This window comes from Colwellia sp. D2M02 (assembly GCF_018860755.1).
Taxonomy (GTDB): domain Bacteria; phylum Pseudomonadota; class Gammaproteobacteria; order Enterobacterales; family Alteromonadaceae; genus Colwellia; species Colwellia asteriadis.
In genome coordinates this window covers 11,867-31,071 of sequence record NZ_JAHKPW010000028.1, presented here as the reverse complement: position 1 = coordinate 31,071, position 19,205 = coordinate 11,867, and the positions used below count along the sequence as shown (strand labels likewise).

Genomic DNA, 19,205 nt, shown 5'->3' with positions numbered 1-19,205 from the left:
AAAAGAGTTATGTGTACTATAGCGCGTTTACCTAAACTAACCTGAAATCAAATAAAGGCCCATTTATGTCACCTTCATTTAACAATAATAATATAAAACGTTTGTCTTTAGCGATAGCGCTTAGTATTTCATTAACTGGCTGTGTTAACGAAGAGAAAAGCGATAAGCAAACTCAAGCACTTCAAGCGACAGAAACCTCGTTAGATAACACCATTAACCTTACCCAAATTACTAAAGACGTTACGTATTTAGCGAGCGACGAGCTTAATGGCCGTGGTAACTTTTCAAAAGATATTGAAAAAGCAGCGCAATATATCGCTCAGCGTTATCAGCAAGTTGGTTTAGTGCCAGCAAACAATACCGATAATTTCCAACAATATTACCAAATAAAATCAATAACACCTGCATCTTTAACCGTTGTCATCAATAACAACACACTTAGCGCTGATGTATTAACTATGGCAAGTACCGTTAGTGACTTTACTTGGAATGAAAATACCGCCAACCTTACCATTCACGTCATTAAAAAAGACGATAACCTGCGAACGATTTTAGGCAATATTAATCAACAAGGAGGTCAGCATTTAGTATTAGTAGACCCTAGTCATGAAAAAACCTTTAAGCGCTACCAAGCTTATTTTGCACGTGGGCTCAACAAACTTATTAATGAAAACGAAAGCACTAGCGGTGGCATAATTGTTGGTGCAGTAACCGATACCACCACGATAAACAGCTTATCTATCAGTGGAACAACTAACGTCAACACGACTAAAATTAGTAACGTGATTGGTGTCTTACCAGGTAAGTCATTACCTGATGAAATTGTACTTTATTCGGCTCATTATGATCATTTAGGCGGTATTAGCCCTGATGAGCATAAAAGCAATCACAGCGACGAAAGCTCACATCAAAGTATGGGACAGCAGATATATAATGGCGCAGATGATGATGCTTCTGGCGTATCAGCTATTATTAATTTAGCCAACCATTTCAAGCAAGTAAATAACAATGAAAGAACATTAATGTTTGCTGCGTTTAGCGCCGAGGAAATTGGCGGCTTTGGCTCTAAATATTTCTCCGCTCAACTTAACCCGAGCGATATTACCGCAATGATTAACATTGAAATGATCGGTAAGCCGGCTAAATTCGGTGCTGGTACTGTTTGGATGACAGGAATGGAGCGTTCAACCTTAGGCGAGCAGTTAAATATAGCCTTAAAAGAACAGAGTAAGGAGATTTATGCCGACCCTTACCCAGAGCAAAACCTATTTTACCGCTCTGATAATGCAACTTTAGCTAGGTTAGGTGTACCAGCGCATAGCTTTAGTAGCACCCAACTTGACAAAGACCAGCATTATCATCAAGTAACCGATGATATTAATAGCCTTGATTTAAACTCTATGCAGCAAGTTATAAAAACCTTGGCTACGGCAACAACGCCTTTAGTAACCGGAAAAATCACACCAAGCCGTATAGATACTAATCTAGTTAAAGGCAAAGGACTTATTTTTTAAAAGTAAGGGTTTTACTCTGCCATTGCTAGCTAAAATGTTCACAGCTTAGCTAGCATTTATTATCTTAATTTATCACTTAAAGCTATCGTCAGTGTATTTTTACGCGGCGATGACTTCAAGTGAGCAACGCAGTTGATATTCTAATTTATTCTGACTGACCACTTGGAAGCCATGGCGAAGATATAGCGCTCTCGCGGGGTTTTTCAATAAAACATTTAAGGTGATCGGTAAACATAATTGCAGCGCGCGCTTTTTCACCACATCTAATGCCGCACTACCTATTCCCTTCCCTTGAAATGCTGGCATAATTTGCAACTGTCGAATGTGTAAACTTTTCTCCATATCATTTAATGCAACCACCCCAAGCTTTAATAAACCGACCGGCTTGCGATCAACTAAAATAATATGGCTTTGAGCATAGAATTCTTTAATTCGCTCCATATGTTGGTCATTAGTCATTTTAATGCCAGCAACAAGTAAGTGCTTAGTCATTGATCGTTTTCTTAACGATAATAAAAAATCAATGTCATCATGGGTCGCTTTTCTAAAGCTTACGGTAAACTTCATTTTTCGATAATAATACTTATTGGGGAAACAGGTGATTAGAACATTTAACAATAACTAAAAAATAATAATGTCATTTTCTTTTAAATTCGAGTTAAAAAACAACATTTAATTCAAAAATCACACAATAAAAGTAAAAACAATTGATAATATGAAAATAATTTTTTTACTTAATAAGTAAATCATCATGGCACAATTGTTCAACTAAAAATAAATATGCCTCTATTTTGCTTAAATACTCGTAATTAATAATTATTTATGAATAGTTATTTAGCCACCACAAACAAAGAAACATTAAAAAAGTTACATTAGTTTTTCTAATGCGAAAGTATATTTTTTTTAGTTTGTGAAGCTGGTACTTAATTATTAAGATAGCTTTGTTTTCTGAGTTAGCGCAATAATTTCTTAACTCCCATAGAGAAATTACTAACAAGATTACTTGAATTTATAGCTTACTATTTATTCTCTCTGACATGTTCTTTGGAAATTTAACTTCCTTCTATAACTTATTTTTAAGTTAGCCCGCATATTTTGCGGGCTTTTTTTTGTCTTCAATTTATTCAAAACAAAGTAACAAATGAAATAAAAATCTTTTTAATCCTTATCTCATTTATAGCTGCCCTAACACTTGCGCAGGTTCAACTTTTGTTGCTCGCCATGCAGGGTATATAGTAGCCAAAAAACTCATTATCAATGCTGTTAACATAGTGATATAAACATCTGACAGGTGCAATACACTTGGTAAGTGATTAATAAAATAAACATCACCTGAAAGGAAAGTTGTTCCAAAGAAGTTCTCAATAGAGGAGATTAAATCAGTTAGGTTTAAAGCAAGGTAAACACCTAAAGCACCACCGACTAATGAACCAAGTATGCCATTGAACAAGCCTTGAATGATAAAAGAAAACATTATCACTGGCGCACTTGCCCCCATGGTTTTTAGAATAGCAATATCCCCTTTTCTTTCATTCACTGCCATAATCAGTGTCGAAACAATATTAAAGCTGGCAACAGCAATCACCAAAATCAGTACAATGAACATTACGAGTCGCACTAGTTGAATATCATTAAATATGTGTCCTTGGGTTCGGGTCCAGTCGTTTATATAAACATAATGGTTAAAGTTATAGGCAACACTACGTGCAATTGCTGGCGCTTCAAAAACATCGTCAACACGTAAACGGATCCCTTGTGCTTGCCCTTCTTGGTAGCCCATTAATGCACTCGCTTGCTCTAACGAAATATATGCTAATGCTTCATCAATAGTGCCGCCAAACTTAAAAATAGCAACGACTGTCACGGTTTTTGTAACTGGTGCGGTAAATACCTGCTTTACATCATTAGCTTGTTTAGGCGCAGGTAATAATAGCTGTATACTATCGCCTACAGTAACATTAAGCTTTTTAGCAACGCCGCTACCTAAGACTATTGTATTGGACACATATGCTTGGTTATCGCTCAGTCCATGCCAATCCCCTGCAACAATATAATCCTCAATACTCGACACTTGTGTCTCTAATAAGGTATTAACACCACGGAGTTCAATCGCTTTTAGGTGTAAGTCATGTTGTAGCATTCCTGTCATCTTAATCACTGGGGCGGCACTAATAATGTGCTCTTGATTTTGTAACGATTTAATACTCTTCGGCCAGTTATTAATGGGTTTATTTACACTAACCAACTCAGCATGAGGTACTATCGACAATAGCTTTTGTGATAATTCTCGCTCAAAGCCATTCATCGCACTTAGCACCACAATAAGAACCATTACCCCTAAAGCAATTCCAATCGTTGACGAGGCAGAAATAAATGCAGAAAAGCCATTGCCATGGCGACTACGAATATATCGCCAGCCTAAAAACAAACTTAACGAGTTAAACATTGACTGAACTATCTCCAGAGACACTAGTAGTTTTGATAACATCACTAAGGACACTTTTGTCATCACTCACAGCCAAACTGCCATGGCTTAATGTTACTTGTCGGTCCATGCGCTTTGCTAAAGCTAGATCATGGGTTACTACAACAAAACTCGTACCAATCTCATGATTTAATTTGCGTATTAGTTGATAGATTTGTTCTGCAGTTTCACTGTCTAAATTACCGGTAGGCTCATCCGCCAAAATTAATGAAGGTTGTGTAACTAAAGCCCTAGCAATAGCAACACGTTGCCGTTCACCACCTGACAGTTGTGATGGGCGATGTTGCTCACGATGTGCCAGCCCTACCTGCGCTAACATTTGGCTAGCAGCTTGTTGTGCTTTTTTGGGTTTGTCACCACGGATTAATAGCGGCATAGCAACATTCTCTAACGCACTAAACTCCATCATTAAATGATGAAATTGGTAAATAAAGCCAATGTGTTGATTTCTAAATTTTGCCCGTTCTTTATCTGACAATTGATGAATATTAATATCATTAATCAATACTTGCCCTGAGCTAGGCACATCAAGTGCGCCAGCAAGGTGTAAAAAAGTACTTTTACCGCAACCTGAGCTACCAACGATAGCGAGTAACTCACCTTTTTCAACCTCTAAGGCTAAGTTATCTAACACTTTAGTTTCAATATCGCCTTGTTTATACGACTTAGTTAACTGGCAACAACGTAATACTTTACTCATTTTTTAAACCTTAACGGGTAACAATAACGGAGAACAACTTAATAATGGCATAAGTAAGCACAATGGTACTTTGTTCTTACTGGGTGGAGTATGATAATTACTCATTAAATAACCATTCACAAAGTAACTATTCATTACGCAACACTTCAGCAGGTAGCGTGGTTGATGCTTTATAAGCAGGATATAGTGTTGCAATAAAGCTCATCGCCAGTGCAGATAAAACAATAGTAAACACATCACTTAAAACTAACTCTACGGGTAAATGTTGCACGCCAACACCTAATAAATTAACGCCAAGCATTGTAATAATGCTATTTAAATTCAGCGTCAGTAATACCCCAAAAACACTGCCGAGAATAATACCCCATAAACCATTCACCATACCTTGTGTAATAAATATTTTAACCACACCTGCGCGGGTAAAGCCTAATGTTTGTAATATTGCTATTTCACCCTGCTTATCAATAACCACCATCACAAGCGCTGAAACTATATTAAATGCTGCCACAGCAACAATTAAACTTAACATTAGCCACATCATGTTTTTTTCCATATTCACCGCAGAAAATAATACACCTTGGCTTTCACTCCATACGCTAAAGGTTATTTCTTGCGGCAAAGTGTTCGCTAGGTGGTGTTGTGGCATGACTGGTGTCTGTTTATTATTTGGTGCCTGCTGCGCAAGTAATAACTGTTTTACGACCGTATTAGCATGAAAGGCATCGTCTAAATATAAGCGCAGTTTATCAATACCGTCGCCCTTACGCCTTAGCAGTTTAGCGCCATATTTATTACTAACATAAACCATGCTTTCATCAACTTGTGAACCGACATTAAAAATACCTCCAATGGTAAAAACACGCTGTACTGGTATACGACCCATTGGCGTAAAAACGCTCTTATTTGGCAAAACTAACCTAACTTCATCACCTAAAGTCACTTTAAGTTGCCGCGCTAATGATTGCCCAACAACAATGGTGTAAGGCTGATCGCTTAAACTGTTGAGTGAGCCAATAACCATATCTTGATTAATGATATTATTTTGCTCATAAATAGGTTCAATGCCTTGCATTAATACACCTTGTAACCCTGATGGAGACTGAATTAAGGCTTCACTTTCAAGGAATGGACTAACGTGTAGCACATGAGGGAACTCTAATAAGCCTTGTCTTAAGGGTTGCCATGATGGCGAAGTGTTTGATAACGCTTTGGCTTGAGTATTATTTTCATTGGCAGCATAAAATGACTGTACTTTATCAACATCATTAATAACAACGTGAGGCACTATGCCTAAAATGCGCTTCTTAAGTTCTCCTTCAAAGCCGTTCATCACCGATACCACGGTAATTAATGAAGTAACACCTAATAAAATACCAACAATAGAAAAGAAGGTAATAAAAGAAACAAAGCCGGTTCGACTACGGCTTCGGCTATAGCGAAGCCCAATAAAGATACTAATAGGTTGAAACATTGAGGTTAATTAAGTTTATTCGCGAATAAATAAGATAAAGCAGCATACCATATCAACTACATTTTTTTGAGTTAATTAGTGTAAGATATCATTAAGTGATATATTTTAAATTCGCTATTAATTCACTACTTTTATTTTATTGTAGTCACTCTATAGTTATAACTGCTGGCACAGGTTTGAGCGGCAGTATCCTTTTACTCTGAGCTAATAATTAACCTATGAACACTAAAACACTTGAGCAAAAATTAGCGCAATACCACGAGTTTTTCGCCATAGCGCACAACTTCACGCTAAACATTCACCCGCTAACAACCGATGTAAGTAGTTTTGATGACTTTCTTAGTAATATGCCAACCCCTTTTAAGTTAGCAAGCGATGTAACAACGGTTGACCAAAGTGCTTTACGCCCTTTACAAGCGTTAAACAGCGTGAGTGCTCAACTGGTTGATTTTTTAAACCTACAAGCAAAAAAAATTGACCTATTGGTCACCTATATACTCAGTCAGCAAGATAAAGAGCAATACAGGTATCAAGGCATAGAATTTGGTGGTGGTGGTATAAAGTTTAATGCAACAGCATGTTTTGCTATTGGTCAAATGTTAGAGGTTAAACTTTTCCTTTTAGATAATAACTGCGCGTTATACTGTTATGCAGAAGTCATTGAGGCAAGTGAAACGGATGACAGTGCAGCCCAAGAAAATACAGCAGAGAGCTCTTACCAGCACAAGGCAATTTTTCATTTCATTCGAGAAGAAGACCGAGAAGCATTAGTACGTATCAGTTTACATGAACAAGCTAAGCAATTACAAAAATTAGCTCAACACAGAAACCAAGAGCGTAGTAACTAACAGAATGCCACAATGAACATAGGGAAATCTTAACAAAAGCTATATAAATCAATAAAAAAGCCTGCAACAGAGTTTTGCAGGCTTTCATTTAAACAAAGTTTTAAATCCATATAAATTTAGGTATACCCTTCGTTGGTTTTATATCATCAACTAACGAGTAAATGTATTCGACAATTCGGTTAATTGACCCGACTCTTTATTTAACGCAGCGATATTTGTTGAAAGTATATCTGAGTCGACTAACTCCTGTGCTAATTCAGCAACACGCTGAACATTACGGTTAATTTCTTCAGCGACCACACTTTGTTCTTCCGATGCGGTAGAGACTTGCGTAGTTAAATCAGAAATAGACAACATCTGCTGAAATATCTCTTCCGCTGAATTATGAGCAGCTTCACCTGAGTCAACGCAACCTTGACTGGTTTTAATATTGCCTTGCATTAACCCAGAAACATCGGCAAGTTTTGCGGTTACTTGATGCACAGAGTCTTTAATACCTTCAGATACGCTATGCGTTCTTCCACTTAACGCTCTCACTTCATCAGCGACAACAGCAAACCCTCTACCTTGTTCACCGGCACGCGCAGCCTCAATTGCCGCATTTAACGCCAGTAAATTAGTTTGATCAGCAATACCCTGTATTTCTGTCATTTGCGCATTAATTGAAGCAACAATATTTACTAACTCTTCGGCCAAATCATGGGCTGATGTGACATCATTTTGCAACGTTGAAATATCATTGACTGAACTAGAAATTAACGTCTTTGAAGTCGCACATTGTTGATATATTTGCTCTACTCTATCGGCGGTTTGCACAACATTTTCACTAACATCGGCAATCGTTGTCGACATTTCATTCATAGACGTCGCTATTTGCGTAGTTTCATGGTTTTGGTTATTCATTTTGTCATTTGTATCTATAATAGCCTGCCCTAGATTACTAATAACATTAGAAATAACACTCAACGAATCATCCATTCTCCCCAAAATAGTTCTAATGCGCGCTTGATAAAGAATTTCTTGAAACTCAAGTACAGACTGAGCGCCACCGTCCGTATAGACATGACGACAAATACTAGTATATTTTTGTTTTTGTTTATTTACGTAACGAGGCAATACCACTAATTCATCAAATAATGATAAATATAAAACAACAACTGCCAGTAATGTTGCTGCCCCCCAAAAAGCACCTGCCATTAAAAAGGCACTCGTTATAATGAAAAGGAGTGATGCAAAAGAAATAGACTTTTTAATCACATTCTTCTGTGCTTCAGATATCGACTTTTGATTATTGTTTAATGCTTTATAGGTTTCTTCTGCTTTTTTCTTTAATGCTTGTGATGGTTTAACTCGCACTGACTGATAACCTTTTAGGACACCATTTTCAAACATTGGCGTAACATAAGCGCTAACCCAATAATAACGGCCATCTTTACAACGGTTTTTCACCATACCTTGCCAATGATTTCCTGCTTTCAATTCTTCCCACAAATCTTTAAAAGCGGCTTTAGGCATGTCTGGATGACGGACAATATTATGATTTTTATGATAAAGCTCTTCCTGAGTGTAACCTGCAACCCGACAAAAATTTTCATTCGCGTAAAGAATAACACCGCGAGTATCAGTAACCGAAATAAGCTGTTCATTTTCAGAAAACGAGACTTCCTCATCTATTAATGTTTGATTATTCCGTGCCATAGTGCCTTACTCTCCCATAATGGTAATGTATAAAAGATAATAATTAATGAAAAATAGGTGTTGAAGCTAAGTGTAGTCTAGGAAAGAGTTTTTATTAAAAAAAATATCTATTGAGCACTAAAAAACAACCTAAAAAAGTATTTTTATATTAGGCTTAACCTAATAACCACAATTGAAAAATTGCTTTGTTATATATTTAATAAGCAACTAATAACATATAATAAATAACTTAGAAGCATTGTTAAACAAACATTTCTCGTTGAAAGCATCGTTAGATACTTATTACAAAGAACACATACTAACGCACTAATTTAAAAAAGAAATTTTAGCATATAAAATATAAAAATAGTTTTATATTACCAAACAGATCATAAATAAACAGAGGGTTTATGTCATACGTAGAAATTATAATCACAGTACTCATATTTGGCAGCATTCTTGGCGGGATTTTCTTAATTAGAAAATCGGCTAAAAAATTTAATTTAACGCGAGAGCAATTAGCCGACATTAAGAAGCGTAATGAAATGCTAGATAAAGAAGAGAAAAAAGAACAATAAGCAGCTATCAATAATTACATAGCTGCTAGTCATTTAATTACGATAAATAGTTTTAATTAAATGAAAACCAAATTTTGTTTTTACCGGTCCGTGTACTTTAAGTATTGGCTTTTTAAATACAACGTCATCAAAAGCTTTTACCATTTGACCACGACGAAATTCACCTAAATCACCGCCCTTTTTTTTAGATGGGCAGGTGGAGTGTTTCTTTGCTAATGTCGAGAAGTCAGCACCGCCATCAAGTTGCGCTTTTAAAGCTAAGGCTTGTTTCTCTGTTTTTACTAAAATATGTAATGCGCACGCCGTAGCCATATATTCCTCTTTACTGAACCTGAAAACTTGAAAATTAATAAGTATCGATGATGGCACAGCCAACACTATACTATTAGTAAGTATACTACGATTACGCTTAGTACGAATATTACTTTTACTTATGACTTACTTCGCATTACTATGGCGTAAATTAACGGCTTACCCCTCCTTCGGCATTAGTATAGGTATAATCATACATGACCAATATTTCTCATTTATTTGAAAACAATAAAAAATGGGCTGCACAAATCACGGAAGATAACCCAGATTTTTTTGAAAACCTGTCCAAACAACAATCCCCTAAATATTTATGGATTGGCTGCTCAGACTCCCGTGTGCCAGCTAATGATTTATTAGGTATGCAACCTGGTGAGGTATTTGTACACCGCAATATAGCTAATCAAGTGATTCATACGGATCTTAATTGTTTATCGGTTATTCAATTTGCTGTTGATATATTAAAAGTACAACATATTATTGTTTGTGGCCATTACGGTTGTGGCGGGGTTATTGCTTCACTTAACGACAAAAGCTACGGCCTTATTGATAACTGGCTACGTCACTTACAAGATGTTTATCGTTTTCATAAACAAGAGATGGATGCGGTAACCGACGAGAAAGAGCGTGTCGATCGCTTGTGTGAGCTAAATGTTATTGAGCAAGTTGCTAATGTCAGTAATACCATGACCTTACAAAATGCATGGCGTGCAAATCAAGATATTACCGTTCATGGTGTCGTGTATAACTTACACGATGGCATATTAAAGGACTTGAAAGTATCATCTAACGGTAAGTAAAACTATAAATACATAGTTTTTTAGCAGAGACTTAAGCGAATTAAAAATTAATAAAAAACCAGCAATTATGCTGGTTTTTTATTAACACATTAAACAATGGCTACGGCAAACTATAAAACGCCACGCTCCATTTGATTTAACTCAATCGACTTAAACAATGTTGAGAAGTTACCTTCACCAAAGCCTTGATCATCTACACGCTGAATCATTTCAATAAAAATAGGACCAAATAAATTCTTCGTAAATATTTGTAATAAATACGAGTTTTCACTTTGGCTATCAATTAATATTTGGTGCTCACGAATTTTATCTTTGTCTTCTTTAACCCAAGGTACGCGGTCAAAAATTTCATCGTAATATTCTGGTACGATATTCAAGGTGTCGATAATTGAACGGTCAATTTTATCTAACGAAGCAACTAAATCATCGGTAAGGAAAGCTAAATGCTGAACACCTGGGCCGTTATACTCGTCTAGGTATTCATCAATTTGATTATCTTTACTGCCCTTACCTTCATTGATTGGAATACAGAATTTGCCACATGGTGATTGTAACGCATAAGAAATCAAGGCGGTTTTAACACCTTTAATGTCAAAGTAACGTACTTCAGTAAAACCAAATACTTCTTTATAGAAGTCAGCCCACTTATGCATAGTACCTTGATGTACATTATTGGTCATGTGATCTACGGCTAAAAAGCCTTTGTCTTCATTAATTACTGGCTCAGCATGTGCTTCAAAGTCATCTTCGTAAATTAAACCTTTGTTTTTACCAATATCAGCAAAGTTATCTACAAAGTAAATTAAGCTGTCACCAATACCAAAAATAGCTGGATATGGCAGTTTATTTGGTTCATTCTCTGCCGATTTGGCACCGCGCTTTACCGCTTCATTAAATGCAAATTCAGCATCTTTAACGCGCCAGCCCATTGAACAAATAGCAGGTCCATGACTTTTAGCAAACTCTTTTGAAAAACCCGCTTTCTCTTTATTTAATAAAAAGTGAATATCGTTTTGATTGAAGTAATCAATGTCACGACCTTTGAATTTTTTAGTTTTAGAAAAACCAAAACCATAAAAGGCTTTTTCCATAAAATCTGAATCTGGGCTAGCGTATTCAGTAAATTCAATACCACAAAGCTGTAAAGGGTTTTTACTATCCGTCATTATAATCTCTCTTCTGTCAACGTGTTGTTGTTGTAATAAATCCATTATCTAGTTGAATTCACTTTAACGAAAGGCTAAGCAGAATAAGGCTAAAAACGCAGACGTAAAAAATTATGTACAATAATATTGGCTAAATAATAACGTAAACTAGTCTAAGCTAAACAGTGGTTGAAAATTTGATGTAACAAATATTTTACAGGCTATGATGAGACACAAACGAATAAGAAAATGTCACGATAATTCGTTGCTAAAAATTTATCGTCAGCTCTTGTATAGGAAATAGAAATTTATTGAAATGGCTTCTGTAAATCGAGTTTAGGGAATTAAAAATTAAAAATTAAAAAGTAAAAATAAAAAGCCCCTCAGGTGAAAGGAACAGACATAAAAAATGGGTAAGATAACAACAGTGCGTTGTTATCTTACCCATTCAATCCGCTATTAATGTAATAACGATGGTATTTTTATAAAACTACTTTAGCTAACGGTTGCATAGCTTGGCTTAGTGTTTCAGCGTCTGCAGCTAAAAAGTTAATGTGACCTAACTTTCTCCCTGGGCGCGGTACTTTATTATACCAATATAGCTTTGAGTTGCCGCATAGTGCTTGTGACATTTCATTAACTGAAGGAATATCGGTGCCAATTAAGTTAAGCATACCAACACTACCGAGTATTTGTGTGCTACCTAACTCAATGCCAGCAAGCGCTCTAACATGGTTTTCAAACTGACAGGTAACACTGCCTATTTGAGTCCAATGACCACTATTATGAACACGTGGCGCTAACTCATTAATGATTAACTCATCATTGAGTACAAAACATTCCATCGCCATAACGCCAACATAATCAAGTTCAGTTAACAGGCTTTCCATGTACGATTGCGCTTTTTTCGTTAACGCTGCGCTCACATTAGCAGCTGGTGCAATGGATTTTTTCAATATGCCATTTTGGTGTTCATTTTCTGTAATGTCATAATGCATAATAGCACCGTTTAAACCGCGGGCCGAAACGATCGACACTTCTCTTTCAAATTTTATCCATGCTTCAATAATATAATCTTGCATGTTTAAACTATCAAAATGCTCAACGTCTGCGGGTGTTTTTAATACCCATTGGTTTTTACCGTCATAACCATCACTACATGATTTAGCCACCATAGGAAGTTTAAGCTTCTCCATCGCTTCTTTGGCACTAACACAATAAAGTGATGGTGAAGAAGGGATACCTAAGCGTGCTAATAGTGATTTTTCTTTATTACGGTGCTGACAAGCCAATACAGCATCAACACATGGATTAACACGCGTATAAGGTGCTAACGCTTGTAATATTTGGATATCGAGTTGCTCTTTTTCAACAGAAACTGTATCGGGCTTTCCTAATGCATCAAATAATGCTTGTGCATCTTGGCCAACTTGCCAGTAATCACTTAACTTCACAACAGAGCCTAAACCGTCAACACAACGAGTGTCGTCATTGTCACTATCGTTGATAAAGCTAAATTCAATACCAAATGGAATACCTGCAAGCGCCATCATTCTAGACAGTTGGCCGCATCCCACAATAGCAATGCGCATTACACTGTCTCCCATGCTACGCTATCTGTTTGTGCTTGACGCCATGCTTTTAATTTTACTTGTAAATCTTCATTACCCATCGCTAACATTTGTGCAGCAATAAGGCCTGCGTTGAATGCACCAGCTTCACCAATTGCTTGTGTTGCCACGGCAACACCTTTTGGCATTTGTACAATAGATAATAAGCTGTCCATTCCTTTAAGTGCTTTACTCATTACTGGTACGCCAATAACGGGTAACCAAGTCATTGATGCTGCCATGCCCGGTAAGTGAGCTGCGCCACCTGCGCCAGCAATAATTAAGCTATATTCGTTTTCTGCATTTTCGGCAAACTCTACAAGTCTTTTTGGTGTACGGTGTGCAGAAACAACCATAGCTTTATAAGGAATATCTAAAGCATTAAGCACAGTCGTTGCATTTTCCATAACAGGCCAATCTGATTGAGACCCCATGATAATTGCAACTTTCATTTTTTTATTTACTTGACTCATATTTTAATTACCTCGTTAGTCATTGAGTTATGACGTATAAATTGGTGCATCAACGGTTACATTTACAGGAAAACTATTTAACGCTCACTTACTGTATCGGTAATATATTCATTAAATAGCAAGAACTCATATTAAATAAAAACTAATGAGCCAATAATATAGCAGTATTATACTGATAAATATTATCAATAAACACGTTGATTTTTATACGTTTCAGTAATGAATAGCTTATTTAAAAGCAGTTAAAGAATAAATTTTACTGAAGCGTTCAAAAAAACAAGGCGATATTATAGCAGCTTTCTTTCTTGTCATATAGCCAATAAAACACTTAAAACAGCAACTAACAATATTAACATTATTGCTCTGCTTTACGCTGACGCCAGACAGCTTTATTCAACAATCAGGCTGTCAGTTTATTTTACACTCGAGAAGGTAGCCCTATTCTCATAAGTCACTAATAGCTTGTTTTTCGTGACTAATTACTTTTAGGAATAGTATATGCATTATTGGTAATGACCTATATGTTTGATACTTTTAAGGAATAGATATGGCTTTTCTAAAAAATAAATATTTATCAGCACTATTAGGGACAACGTTGCTGTTAGCAGCGAATCAAGGAGTCGCTGGTTTAATCATTACAACCGGTGGACAAGTGGCAACAGACGGCTCAGGTTTAACTAGCTCGTTTGTAGATGCCTCGAACAAAATCGATCCAACCAATGGATACTTAATAGAAACTTTTGATGCCGCCACGAAAATGATCGGCTTTGAAGGCTTCCCCCAAGATAAAAGCTTTAACTGGAGCGGGTTAGATGAAATTGGAAACGCAGTCTCCGCAGGTTGTGGAGTAAACTCTTCTGGCTCAATCAGTGTTACCGGTAATTTAGGTGTTAAAGGTGACGGAACAAGTAACGATCACGGTGTAGGTGCTCCTCCAGGAGGGAATCACGCCACTATTGGCGATAAAACATGTTTTGGTTTTACCCCTGGTGAAGGTACAGGTAATACGGTAACTGTTGACTATAGAGGCTTTTTAACCGGTGGTGATAAAATTGATTATTTAGGTTTTTATTGGGGCTCTATTGATGCTTATAATAATTTTACCTTTTTTGATTCAAGTACAAACACCAGTGAAACTTTACTGGGTTCAACATTACTTGCTCAAAGCGGAGGTACACCAGGTAATCAAAATGGCCTAGAATCAAACTTATATATTAATATTAAGTTTGAAGATTTTGCTTTTGACTCATTCATGGTAACCAGTACTGGTGTTGCCGGTGAATTTGATAATATTGTTGTTGGTTTACAAAGCCGTAATATTCCAGAGCCAGCAACTATTGCAATGTTTGGCTTAGCTTTACTTGGCTTAATGCGTATAAAACGTACTCATCATTAAATAGTGATGCTACAAGTAGAAAGTTACAGGACTGTAACGGGTTAAAAACGCCGTTCATGGACATCAATGAACGGCGTTTTCATTTTGAAATTAACGGTATAGAGTAAAATATAAAGTATGAAAAAGAGCGGCTACGCGTTAATAAAATTAGTTTGCATAATCGCTAAAATAGTAGCTATATCAAGCTGCTCCCTTTCATATTTAGACGAAGAAAATATCTCTCCTGCTTTATTTCCTAATGCAACATCAACCACTTCGGGTTGATTATCATGAACTAATAAAACAATTTTTTTATCTAACGCAACACAGTCAATGGTAATAGCATCAGCCGATATCCCCTGTTGACGGAGTGTTTTATCCATAATTCCCATCAAAGTATCTACATGCTGATATTTAGCGTAAAAAGCATCATTAGCTTTAGCGACCTCTTCAGCCAATTGTTGTATATTTTGGTTCATGATACTCCCTTGTATTACGCGTTATTTAAAAGACTCGATGCTCGCAAGCCCTTGGGTAAACTCTGCTAGTTCCATTTCAAGGTATTGCTCATCACCTTGCCAATTAACGCCAACAATTACCCCGTCTTCATTTAAGTCTTCAACCCAAAACTCTAACCACTCTGCCACCGAAATTTCACAAGGCACGTAGTCAGACCATTCTTCAATACAATGCTCTTGAGCTAAGTTTGCTGTCGACCATAATGGCATGACATCAGTATTTTCAAAACTAGGTGAGTCTAATACCACCCAATCTTCACTGGCTTTATCTTGTAGCGCCCAAAAAACTTGCGTTGGCTTTACTTGTTGTAAAAACGCATTCATTGTTTCTGTACTGTTATTTATATCACTCATACTTACACTCAATAGACTCTTAAAATTTATTCAACAATTATACGCTATTTATCACCGCGAGAAGCAATAAGTTTACGAACACATGTAGCGACAAATAACGCCACAATAAAACCTACCGCAAAATAGGTCACTAGCATTACGGAGGTTAAACCATCGCTCTGCACAACGCCATTATCAAGTAAACATTGTCCTGTACTATATTGAAAACTTCCCCTTATATCTAAGCAATTATCAACTAATAAATAGCGATGTAACTGCCAAATAACTAACCAGCTTGCGAAAACACCAATAAACGGAGGTAATATATTTTTATTCATAAAATGTCTGTTGTTAAACTTATAAAGGTCACGGTATATTGTTGATTATACGATATTAGCTTTACGATTGTTAAACTTATAACAATTTTACAAGCTTGTTTGAGTACTCTATTTATATGAAGGACTATTGTGTTATCACATTCAATTAATGCACTTTATTGTGGCGTAGTCAGTCAATGTTACAATATGCAAAGCGCTATAAATAAACAAGCCGCATTAACGCCACTTTATTTATCGTTCACAGGGTTAGCTGGTGATGAGTGTGCAGATAAAACTCACCACGGCGGCTTAGAGCGTGCTTTACATCAATATCCTGCTGAGCATTATGTTTATTGGCGAGAGATTTACGGTAATACCATTAATTGGCAAGCGCCAGGAATGGGAGAGAATATCAGTACTTTCGGTATGACAGAGCAATCAGTATGTTTAGGTGACCAATATCAATGGGGGGATGCCGTTATTGAAGTAAGCCAACCTCGCTCCCCTTGCTTTAAGCTCAATAAACGTTGGGGCATTGAGAGATTCTCAGAAAAAATGCAAGAGAACCATCGCTGCGGCTGGTTATATAGAGTGGTTACCCCTGGTATTGTCAGTGTTAATGACCCCTTGATTTTGATAAAGCGCGTGAATAACCCTATGACTGTTGATGAGGTATGCAAGATTTTCTTCGGTGATCCTCTTAATCAAAAAGGCTTAGAAAAGTTAAGTCAACAACAAACACTTTCTGCCAGCTGGCAAAATAAAGTGGCTGCGCGACTGACCAACAAGGTGGTTGAAAGTTGGCAATTTCGATTGCAGGGCGAATAGTTGAATATGAGCTTGAGCTAACTTGGCAGGTATCACCGTAAAAAACATCTGTCGCATGCCATTGCCTTAAAGCAAGCTAACAACCAAAATATCGAGTTTAGTTATTACACCTTTTTATCTAAGCAACGAGAAAAGCTGTTACGAATTACTAGCCAAATAATGGCCTTAGAAGTACCCTAAAAAACGTCAAATTAATATTTAGTGTAAAAACTTTAGTTTTTGCTATTGCTTTTTATTTCAAAACTGTCAAAGTGACTCTATTGCATATTTATTCGTATTTTTGATTGATTTTCAATTGAAGTAAGTGAATAAATCAGGTTAAAGCAAGATAATACCCTTCATAGCAATAATTTCCTGCATAAAAATTCAATTAACTCATATTGAGTTAAACCCAATTAAAATTAAAGGAGTAGCGCTTCAATGTGTTCGATCTTTGGTATATTAGATATAAAAACAAGTGCTGATGCACTTCGTCCTTCAGCGTTAGAATGTTCACGTCTTTTACGTCACCGCGGTCCAGATTGGTCTGGCATTTACAATAACGATAACGCTATTTTAGTTCATGAGCGTCTTTCGATTGTTGATACCGAGCACGGTGCACAGCCTCTATACAATGAAAACAAAACCCATGTTTTAGCGGTTAATGGTGAAATTTATAACCATAAAACCTTAGCTAAAGGCTTGAACGTTGATTACAGCTTTCAAACCGCATCAGATTGCGAAGTTATTTTACCGCTTTATGAAGAGTTTGGTGTTGAGTTTGTTGATAAGCTACAAGGCATGTTCGCGTTTATTCTATATAACGAAACAGATAACAGCTATTTAATTGCCCGCGATCATATTGGCATTATTCCTTTATATACAGGCTATGATAGCGATGGTAACTTTTATGTTGCCTCTGAAATGAAAGCGTTAATGCCTATTTGTAAAACGGTAAGCGAATTTCCTCCTGGGCATATTTTAGACAGCCGTGTTGGTGAATTACAACGTTATTACAAACGTAACTGGCAAGAGTATGGTGCTATTAAAGATAATACTACCAGCACCACTAAAATTCGCGAAGCGTTAGAAGAGTCAGTAAAAAGCCACTTAATGACTGACGTTCCTTATGGTGTATTGCTTTCAGGCGGTTTAGACTCATCATTAATTTCAGCTATTACCCAAAAGTTTGCCGCACGTCGTATTGAAGATAATGACTTAGCCGAAGCCTGGTGGCCAAAAGTGCACTCTTTTGCTTGTGGTCTTGCTGGCTCGCCTGATTTAATTGCAGCACAAACGGTTGCAGATAGTATTGGCACTATTCATCACAGTGTTATTTTTACCGAGCAAGAAGGTATTGATGCATTAAAAGAAGTGATTTATCACTTAGAAACGTATGATGTAACAACCATCCGTGCTTCTACCCCAATGTACTTAATGGCGCGAAAAATTAAGGCAATGGGCATTAAAATGGTACTTTCAGGTGAAGGCGCAGATGAAATTTTTGGTGGTTACTTATACTTCCATAAAGCGCCAAACGCGCAAGAGTTTCATGAAGAGCTTAACCGTAAATTAGACCGATTACATAAGTTTGACTGTTTACGTGCCAATAAATCTATGTCGGCGTGGGGTATTGAAGCACGCGTACCATTTTTAGATAAAAACTTTATGGATGTTGCGATGCGCATCAACCCTGAAGATAAAATGTGCGGTAATGGTAAAATGGAAAAAGCGATTTTACGTGAGTCGTTTGAAGGCTATTTACCAAAAGAAATCTTATGGCGTCAAAAAGAGCAGTTTTCTGATGGTGTTGGTTACTCATGGATTGACGGTTTAAAAGCGCATGTTGAATCACAAGTTACCGATCAACAACTTGAAAGTGCAGAATTTAGATTCCCTGTAAATACTCCAGATAGTAAAGAAGCTTATTTCTACCGTTGTATTTTTGAAGAAAAATTCCCTGTGCCTTCTGCTGCAGATTGTGTGATTGGCGGAAAATCAGTTGCTTGTAGTACCCAAGAAGCACTTGCATGGGACGAAAGTTTCCAAAATAACGCTGACCCTTCAGGCCGTGCAGTATTAAGTGTTCATAACGAAAGTTACTAATACTTAATTTCAGTTATAAATCAAATATAGAAACCACTACTTCATTACGTAGTGGTTTTTTTTCAACTCAATTTTAGCTTAATTAACCTGAGCTCGGCTTAATAAATGTTTCTCTAGCAGTTACTTTTCCTAACTTCTT

The 19,205-nt window shown here is 36.7% G+C and carries 19 protein-coding genes; 7 read left to right on the top strand and 12 right to left on the bottom strand.

The window, feature by feature from the left end; translation table 11 throughout:
* The first annotated feature begins 65 nt into the window (after window positions 1–65).
* On the top strand, window positions 66–1,514 hold the full coding sequence (locus KO495_RS03580; protein WP_215979024.1) for a M20/M25/M40 family metallo-hydrolase: 1,449 nt from the start codon (window positions 66–68) through the stop codon (window positions 1,512–1,514).
* Between the two features lie 99 nt (window positions 1,515–1,613).
* Here the strand turns inward: KO495_RS03580 and KO495_RS03575 are convergent, their stop codons facing one another.
* From KO495_RS03575 to KO495_RS03560, 4 genes are all read right to left on the bottom strand, one after another.
* Complete coding sequence (locus KO495_RS03575) at window positions 1,614–2,081, bottom strand: GNAT family N-acetyltransferase (protein WP_252738783.1); 468 nt, start codon at window positions 2,079–2,081, stop codon at window positions 1,614–1,616.
* A 607-nt stretch (window positions 2,082–2,688) separates the two neighbouring features.
* Window positions 2,689–3,960: a lipoprotein-releasing ABC transporter permease subunit LolE gene (gene lolE / locus KO495_RS03570; protein ID WP_215979023.1), complete on the bottom strand. Its 1,272-nt coding sequence runs from the start codon at window positions 3,958–3,960 to the stop codon at window positions 2,689–2,691.
* The gene (gene lolD, locus KO495_RS03565) at window positions 3,953–4,699 is read right to left on the bottom strand and encodes a lipoprotein-releasing ABC transporter ATP-binding protein LolD (RefSeq protein ID WP_215979022.1); all 747 of its coding nucleotides are present in this window, start codon (window positions 4,697–4,699) and stop codon (window positions 3,953–3,955) included. The genes lolE and lolD overlap by 8 nt, the downstream gene beginning before the upstream one ends.
* A gap of 127 nt (window positions 4,700–4,826) precedes the next feature.
* A complete protein-coding gene (locus tag KO495_RS03560; RefSeq protein WP_215979021.1) occupies window positions 4,827–6,170 on the bottom strand; it encodes a lipoprotein-releasing ABC transporter permease subunit in 1,344 nt (447 codons plus the stop codon).
* Window positions 6,171–6,388: 218 nt separating this feature from the next.
* Here KO495_RS03560 and KO495_RS03555 point away from each other — a divergent pair, with 218 nt between their 5' ends.
* Window positions 6,389–7,018 carry a PilZ domain-containing protein gene (locus KO495_RS03555; RefSeq protein ID WP_215979020.1) on the top strand — a complete coding sequence of 210 codons (630 nt, stop codon included), beginning with the start codon at window positions 6,389–6,391 and terminating at the stop codon, window positions 7,016–7,018.
* A gap of 150 nt (window positions 7,019–7,168) precedes the next feature.
* On the opposite strand, the gene KO495_RS03550 is transcribed toward KO495_RS03555, so the two are convergent.
* Window positions 7,169–8,716 (bottom strand): methyl-accepting chemotaxis protein, encoded by a 1,548-nt coding sequence (locus KO495_RS03550; RefSeq protein ID WP_215979019.1) that lies wholly within the window; start codon window positions 8,714–8,716, stop codon window positions 7,169–7,171.
* 389 nt (window positions 8,717–9,105) lie between these two features.
* On the opposite strand from KO495_RS03550, the gene KO495_RS03545 reads away from it, so the two are divergent.
* A complete protein-coding gene (locus KO495_RS03545) occupies window positions 9,106–9,273 on the top strand; it encodes a DUF2897 family protein (RefSeq protein ID WP_215979018.1) in 168 nt (55 codons plus the stop codon).
* A 33-nt stretch (window positions 9,274–9,306) separates the two neighbouring features.
* Here the strand turns inward: KO495_RS03545 and ppiC are convergent, their stop codons facing one another.
* Complete coding sequence (ppiC, locus tag KO495_RS03540) at window positions 9,307–9,585, bottom strand: peptidylprolyl isomerase PpiC (RefSeq protein ID WP_215979017.1); 279 nt, start codon at window positions 9,583–9,585, stop codon at window positions 9,307–9,309.
* Window positions 9,586–9,782: 197 nt separating this feature from the next.
* Here ppiC and can point away from each other — a divergent pair, with 197 nt between their 5' ends.
* Complete coding sequence (can, locus tag KO495_RS03535) at window positions 9,783–10,382, top strand: carbonate dehydratase (protein ID WP_215979016.1); 600 nt, start codon at window positions 9,783–9,785, stop codon at window positions 10,380–10,382.
* A gap of 110 nt (window positions 10,383–10,492) precedes the next feature.
* Here the strand turns inward: can and hppD are convergent, their stop codons facing one another.
* The 3 genes from hppD to purE all read right to left on the bottom strand — a co-directional run bounded on the left by hppD (window position 10,493) and on the right by purE (window position 13,610).
* Window positions 10,493–11,548, bottom strand: a complete 1,056-nt coding sequence (gene hppD / locus KO495_RS03530) for a 4-hydroxyphenylpyruvate dioxygenase (protein ID WP_215979015.1) — start codon at window positions 11,546–11,548, stop codon at window positions 10,493–10,495.
* Between the two features lie 461 nt (window positions 11,549–12,009).
* A complete protein-coding gene (locus KO495_RS03525; RefSeq protein WP_215979014.1) occupies window positions 12,010–13,119 on the bottom strand; it encodes a 5-(carboxyamino)imidazole ribonucleotide synthase in 1,110 nt (369 codons plus the stop codon).
* Complete coding sequence (purE, locus tag KO495_RS03520) at window positions 13,119–13,610, bottom strand: 5-(carboxyamino)imidazole ribonucleotide mutase (protein ID WP_215979013.1); 492 nt, start codon at window positions 13,608–13,610, stop codon at window positions 13,119–13,121. Before purE ends, KO495_RS03525 begins: the two co-directional genes overlap by 1 nt.
* A 547-nt stretch (window positions 13,611–14,157) precedes the next feature.
* Here purE and KO495_RS03515 point away from each other — a divergent pair.
* Window positions 14,158–15,006 (top strand): PEP-CTERM sorting domain-containing protein, encoded by an 849-nt coding sequence (locus KO495_RS03515; RefSeq protein WP_215979012.1) that lies wholly within the window; start codon window positions 14,158–14,160, stop codon window positions 15,004–15,006.
* 131 nt (window positions 15,007–15,137) lie between these two features.
* Here the strand turns inward: KO495_RS03515 and KO495_RS03510 are convergent, their stop codons facing one another.
* The 3 genes from KO495_RS03510 to KO495_RS03500 are packed head-to-tail and all read right to left on the bottom strand — an operon-like array spanning window position 15,138 to window position 16,174.
* Window positions 15,138–15,464 (bottom strand): hypothetical protein, encoded by a 327-nt coding sequence (locus tag KO495_RS03510; protein WP_215979011.1) that lies wholly within the window; start codon window positions 15,462–15,464, stop codon window positions 15,138–15,140.
* A gap of 21 nt (window positions 15,465–15,485) precedes the next feature.
* Complete coding sequence (locus KO495_RS03505; RefSeq protein WP_215979010.1) at window positions 15,486–15,857, bottom strand: DUF2750 domain-containing protein; 372 nt, start codon at window positions 15,855–15,857, stop codon at window positions 15,486–15,488.
* A gap of 44 nt (window positions 15,858–15,901) precedes the next feature.
* Window positions 15,902–16,174, bottom strand: a complete 273-nt coding sequence (locus KO495_RS03500; RefSeq protein ID WP_215979009.1) for a hypothetical protein — start codon at window positions 16,172–16,174, stop codon at window positions 15,902–15,904.
* Between the two features lie 129 nt (window positions 16,175–16,303).
* Between KO495_RS03500 and KO495_RS03495 the strand changes: the two genes are divergently transcribed.
* Complete coding sequence (locus tag KO495_RS03495) at window positions 16,304–16,981, top strand: MOSC domain-containing protein (RefSeq protein WP_354668359.1); 678 nt, start codon at window positions 16,304–16,306, stop codon at window positions 16,979–16,981.
* A 420-nt stretch (window positions 16,982–17,401) separates the two neighbouring features.
* A complete protein-coding gene (gene asnB, locus KO495_RS03490; protein WP_215979008.1) occupies window positions 17,402–19,066 on the top strand; it encodes an asparagine synthase B in 1,665 nt (554 codons plus the stop codon).
* Window positions 19,067–19,205: the final 139 nt, after the last annotated feature.